Source organism: Peribacillus sp. NPDC101480 (assembly GCF_050277335.1).
Lineage (GTDB): Bacteria > Bacillota > Bacilli > Bacillales > DSM-1321 > Peribacillus.
In genome coordinates this window covers 1-6,031 of record NZ_JBNNSB010000022.1, presented here as the reverse complement: position 1 = coordinate 6,031, position 6,031 = coordinate 1, and the positions used below count along the sequence as shown (strand labels likewise).

The following is a 6,031-nucleotide window of genomic DNA, read 5'->3' as shown; positions in this document are numbered from 1 at the left end:
GTAGATCTGAAGAGACCTGCGGTTCTTTTTATATAGAGCGTAAATACATTCAATACCTTTTAAAGTATTCTTTGCCGTATTGATACTTTGATACCTTGTCTTTCTTACTTTAATATGACGGTGATCTTGCTCAATGAGGTTATTCAGATATTTCGATGTACAATGACAGTCAGGTTTAAGTTTAAAACCTTTAATTACTTTAGCCATTGCTACCTTCGTTGAAGGTGCCTGATCTGTAATTACCTTTTGAGGTTTACCAAATTGTTTAATGAGACGTTTGATAAACGCATATGCTGAATGATTATCTCGTTGCTTACGCAACCAAATATCTAATGTATGTCCCTCTGCATCAATGGCACGATATAAATAACTCCATTTTCCTTTTATTTTGATGTACGTCTCATCAATACGCCATTTGTAATAAGCTTTTTTATGCTTTTTCTTCCAAATTTGATATAAAATCGGGGCATATTCTTGAACCCCAAAAAATATGTAATACTAATATTCTATCCATAAAAAGTATGCGCTTAATATTAATTAAAACCTATTATCAGTAGTGTATATCAATATATATTATGAAACTGTTGACATAAGAAAAGATTATCAGAAGTTTCTTTAATATAAATAAAAGCACTATAAGTTAAGTTGCTTATAGTGCTTATTTAATATATTTTTTTCAAACAATCATTAGCCACCAAACAAACGACTCCAGAAACCTTTTTTAGTTTGGGTTTCTTCTATAGCAATACCTTTATCATTTTCTTTTTGTTTTTCTCCATCTTGTTGATTCTCAGATATACCTTTAGATTGAACCACTGGATTTATTTCTTCTTTCTGATATTGATTAGTATTTACAGAATCAGAAGTATATGATGCTTCTTGTACATCAAAGTTTTTTCGATCGTTAGTAGATTTATCGAAGGAATAATTCAGTTGTCTCTCTTCCTCTAATTGATTTTCCAATTTTTGAATCTTTTTATTACTTTCTAAAGCTAAAATTTGTTGATTCTCTAATAATTTATTTAATGTATTGACATTGCTATTTTGTTGATCTAATTGTTTAGTTAAATTCTCAATATATTTTTCATCATTTTTAGCTCTAGTTTCAAAGATTTCTATTTGCTTTTCTAATTCGTTTACTTTTGTTTTTAATGTCTCAGAACTATTTGAATTATTATATATATACTTTTCAACTTTTGCAGTATTTTCATCAAACAATTCTTTTTTTACTGATTCTTTATTTTGGGTTGTTCTCTCTTTCTTAGTGATTTTTTCTATAATTTTCAAATAATCATTATCATTAATATAATTAATTCCATTTTCTTTTTCAAAAGATATATTTAATCTTTTAGCATTATTAACAATAGTTTGTTTAGTTACACCTAATTCATCAGCAATCATTTTAATAGTTTTCATAATACCATCCTTAGGTACCTAATTTAGTACCTAAATTTTACCATCTAATGAAATTTATTTCATCATTTAGCGATAAATTTACTATCTATTAACTACCTAAATACCTAATTACCCACCTATAAATTTTTTTGATTCTTAATTAGGTACTAAAATAACGAATTATATATTTGGTGGTTTTAGGTGTACTTTTAATTATATTTAAAACTCTTTATATACGCCATTGAAAGTGTTAATATTACTTTATAAATATTAAAAGAGTCGATGCTATTGGCGTAGCATCGACTCTCGGTAATAAAACGATTCGCACTCGTTTGTTTATATATTTTTTTGATACTTGTATTATATATATCTAATCATCTAAGTGCAAGCACAAAACATATAACTTACGTAAAAATTGTTTTATTACCTCAATCCCAAAAATGGAAATGAGGTTTTTATTATGCCCAATTTTGAAAAATACAATTTATCACAAGTAAAAACTGAAAGATTTTATCAACTGCCTAAATATTTATTTGAAGATGCATATTTTAAGAAAATGTCTGCAGAAGCCAAAATTATGTATGCGTTATTAAAAGATCGTTTTGAATTATCCCTCCAAAATGAATGGGTGGATAAAAATAATAACATTTACTTTATTTTCAGTAATAAACATTTGTGCGAATACTTAGGTTATGCAGAACAAAAAATTATAAAATTGAAAAAAGAGTTAATAAAATTTAATTTACTAACTCAAGAACGTGTTGGACTTAATAAACCAAATAGATTATACCTATTAAAACCTAATTATAACATTAAAGCCAGTCATACCAAGGAACTTCCAAATTCACAGTTCCAGAACAATGAATTTGGAAGTTCTAGAACTGTGAATTTAAGTGGTCAAGAACTTCCAAATTCACAGTCTAATGATACTGATTATAATGATACTGATTATATTAAGACTGAGAGTAATGATACGGATGATTTGAATGATAATAAATTAAATTATCCTAGTAATCACACAAGTCATTCAAATCACTACTATTCAAAATTTAATGATGACGCTTTAAAATTTCAACTACTTGAAGAACTACCACAAAGTATTCAAAATTATTTAAATAACTTTTCTGTAGATGAAATTAAACTTATTAAATCTGTATTATTAAAAGCCAAAACATCCTTCAACAACTCCATTGATACATATTACTTATTAGAAGACATGGAAATAGAAATACTTCACGTTCTTAAACGTTTTAAAGCCGTGCTTATTCAAAAAAATGAAACTGTTGAAGCAATGCAAGGATATCTCATGAAATCTCTTAAATCTGAATTTGCTGAAGTGCATACGCTTAATAAGCGACGGGATAATTTACCAATCACTTCTTTATTTAATACTTGATTAAAGCTTTCTTGGCCAACTTTATATTCAAGGAAATATAATTATGTACATAGATGGGTCTAAAATTTTTCGGTTTTAGTCCCATCTTTTAATTTTTCAATTTCATTTTCTCTTGATCTTGTTTTTACTTATATAAACATTGTAAAACTAATATTTTTGATACTATCTTCAACAACTTATCTGTTATTTTATTCAAGTGCAATTCCAAGTATTTGTACGTATGATAAATTACTTCTTTTTATATTTATTGGGTTTATTTGTATTAATGTAGTTGGAATAAATCTTTAACAATTCTTCTGTTTCATCAGGACTTAAATGCTCACATTCAAAATACTTTTCAAGCATGGCGCCTTTTCGAATCAGTCTATGCGCTCTTTCTTTTCTATCTAAATTTTTTATTCTATTTTTTCTTAATTCAGCTTTTTCAATTGCAGCATTTGTTTTTTTGAGATGTTTAAAATCATCCATAATATCACTTACTATTCTAATTAATTTTGTTTTCTGTTAAATTTTCGTTGTTCCCGTTGCTGTTATTTTGTTCCATATCTTTATTAAATTCTTCAATGACTTTATCCATGATTTTATACAATTCATCACTAGAGTTAATCATATTTAAATCAAGTTTATTTAAAAAATAACCACCAATTTTATTAGATAGTTGTGCTTCTTGTTTTTTCTTTTGTTCTTTCAGTTGTTCAATTTGTTGTTCTAATTGACTTAATTTTGTAATATCTGTTTGTTTGATTTTAGACATTAAAAAACTCCCTTAATTTATCTATATAAAGCATATCATAATTCATTGGGTAAGTCGCACGTTCATGGTATAATATAACCAGTTCTTAAGACACTGCCCATTTACATGCAAATTAAAAATTGGCATAAAAATGGGCAACCCTACAGGTTGATTATTATAGTTCCCACAGGGGTTTAAATTCAAAAAAGAGAGGAGGTAAAATCATGGAGAAAGGTTACTTTATGTTGAGAGTGACTAATATTAATCGAGCAACAAAAAATATCGTTGCATCAGCATCTTATCGTTCTGACGAAGCATTATATAGTGAACGTACAGATGAAAAAATTAAGTTTAGAAATCATACAGTAAAACCTGAAAGCATGATTTTAACCCCTCAACATGCGCCTGATTGGACGAAAGATAGACAGCGTTTATGGAATGAAGTCGATAAAGTTGAAAAGCATAATGCGAAAACGAAAAACCCTAGATTAGCCAAAGAAGTCTTGTTAAGTTTACCTAATGATTTTGATAGAGAAGTACAAACAGAATTAACAAAAGATTTTATAAAAAGTGAGTTTGTAGACAAAGGAATGGTTGCTGATATTTCAATTCATAGAGATGATATGAACAATCCACACGCTCATGTGTTACTGACTCAAAGACCTTTTAATGCAGACGGTACTTGGGGGAAAAAGACAAAAACGAAAACACGATATGATGAAAACGGTCATGCGATTTTAAATCAAAATGGTAATAAAGTTAGAAAACAAGAACGCTTTGCCGATTTTGATTTCAAAGAAGTTCGTAAGCATTGGGAATTAAAATTAAATCAATATTCAGAACGTGAACAAAGTTTAAGACGATATGATAGTCGTTCTTTTGAAGATCAAGGGTTAGAAAAAATTGCCGAAATTCCACTGACAAGAGAAGAATATCGACTAGAAAAAAATGAGCAAAAACGTTGTGAAAAAGAGGGTATTGAGTACCAACCCGTTACTTATTACGGACAAAAAAATGAACAGATTAGACGATATAATCGTGGTGAAGTATCACAAATATTCAGTGATAAAGAGAAAGAACAAGCACAGAATGAAATTAGATTATTTACTCAAAATGCTAACGAACAAGTAAGTAAAAATGAACAAAGTTATTCTATTTTATTTGATAGATATCAACGTGATGTTGGCTATTCAGAGGCGAAAGAAACAATTAAAAATACGTTTGACAGTGCGTCTACCTTTGGTCGTAAAATTCAAAATGACTTACTTAAAAATGAAATTAAGAGACGTCAATTGAAATTCTATGCTAAAAATTATGATGAAAATTATCAGTTTAGAAAAGAAATTGAAAGTAAAGGATATAGTCAACAAGAGTTTGTTAATACTGTTGAAACTAACTATAAAGCGTTACTCAATGAGAAGAATAAGTTAGAAAGTAGAGAGGAAAAACGTAAAGAGATTTATCAATCAGCTAAAGATGTTTATCTAACTGAAAGTGAAAAAAATCATCTCATTGTTCAGCAAATGTACCCTAAATCTCATCATCATTTTAGCCATGATGAAAAAGCATTTATTGTTGATGAGGCACAAAAAGGTAATATTATAAAAGCAACTCATGTTCAATACCTATTCAAACAAAATAACAATATTCCTAATGATGTATTGTTGGAAGATACTTATAAAAAAGCAAGTAAGGATATTTTCTTTAGTGAAAGACATCTTAAAAGACTAGAAAAAGATAGCTTTGAATATAACGCTGAGTTGCAATTCATTAAAGAAAGAGAGAAAGAAATTGAAAGTTATAAAGAACATATTGATGATGATTTAAGAATAGATATAGGCGATAGAAGCTTTGAAAAAGTCAAAGACCAAACACCTAATGAAAAAGTTCAATTACTCATTAAACTTGAGAAATATAATAACATCGATCAAGAAAAAGTTATCGAAAAACATATTAATCAGGTGGATAGAAATAATAATGACAATCATCTTGAACATGAATATGAACAATCTAATCACATTCATTTACCAAAGATAAATGCTAGTGACTTCCTTATGTATTATGCGAATGAAACAGAAAAACAAAACAATATTAATCATAAGAAAAAGAAGAAGAAACAAGATAGAAATAACCAAATGAGAAGATAGTAGGCCGTTGAAATGATACAAAGTTCATTCTTTAATAAGAAACTTAAACAAATGTGGTACATTGGTTTTGTTTTAAAGATAATATTGAAATTCACGATTATATACGGAATTTTAACTTATTAAACAGATTGAAACGAATGTCGGCATAGCATGAGCTATTAAGCCGACCATTCGACAAGTTTTGGGTTTGTTAAGGGTTCCGAGGCTCAACGTCAATAAAGTAATTGGAATAAATATATGTTTTTACTATTAATGATTTCTTAGTGCAATAATCTAAAATTCAATTAAAATTTTGGAGGAATTAAAATCGTTACCTTATTGGATAAACCAACAGGCAGGAAAGCGGATATCACTCCGGAC

Annotated in this window: 5 protein-coding genes and 1 pseudogene; 2 read left to right on the top strand and 4 right to left on the bottom strand. The window is 28.1% G+C overall.

From position 1 onward, the window contains the following. Together ACQKMF_RS26590 and ACQKMF_RS26585 are read right to left on the bottom strand one after the other, a co-directional pair. Positions 1-492 (bottom strand): annotated as a pseudogene (locus ACQKMF_RS26590) (IS6 family transposase); the annotation flags it as partial. Positions 493-687: 195 nt separating this feature from the next. Then, a complete protein-coding gene (locus tag ACQKMF_RS26585; RefSeq protein WP_002387625.1) occupies positions 688-1,416 on the bottom strand; it encodes a DUF536 domain-containing protein in 729 nt (242 codons plus the stop codon). Positions 1,417-1,855: 439 nt separating this feature from the next. Here ACQKMF_RS26585 and ACQKMF_RS26580 point away from each other — a divergent pair, with 439 nt between their 5' ends. Further along, on the top strand, positions 1,856-2,791 hold the full coding sequence (locus ACQKMF_RS26580) for a replication initiator protein A (RefSeq protein ID WP_002387626.1): 936 nt from the start codon (positions 1,856-1,858) through the stop codon (positions 2,789-2,791). A gap of 228 nt (positions 2,792-3,019) precedes the next feature. Here the strand turns inward: ACQKMF_RS26580 and ACQKMF_RS26575 are convergent, their stop codons facing one another. Together ACQKMF_RS26575 and ACQKMF_RS26570 are read right to left on the bottom strand one after the other, a co-directional pair. Beyond that, a complete protein-coding gene (locus ACQKMF_RS26575) occupies positions 3,020-3,259 on the bottom strand; it encodes a DUF3847 domain-containing protein (protein WP_002387627.1) in 240 nt (79 codons plus the stop codon). Between the two features lie 16 nt (positions 3,260-3,275). Beyond that, on the bottom strand, positions 3,276-3,545 hold the full coding sequence (locus ACQKMF_RS26570) for a hypothetical protein (protein ID WP_002387628.1): 270 nt from the start codon (positions 3,543-3,545) through the stop codon (positions 3,276-3,278). A 203-nt stretch (positions 3,546-3,748) separates the two neighbouring features. Here ACQKMF_RS26570 and ACQKMF_RS26565 point away from each other — a divergent pair, with 203 nt between their 5' ends. Further along, on the top strand, positions 3,749-5,671 hold the full coding sequence (locus ACQKMF_RS26565; RefSeq protein WP_002387629.1) for a MobA/MobL family protein: 1,923 nt from the start codon (positions 3,749-3,751) through the stop codon (positions 5,669-5,671). The last annotated feature ends 360 nt before the right edge of the window (positions 5,672-6,031 follow it).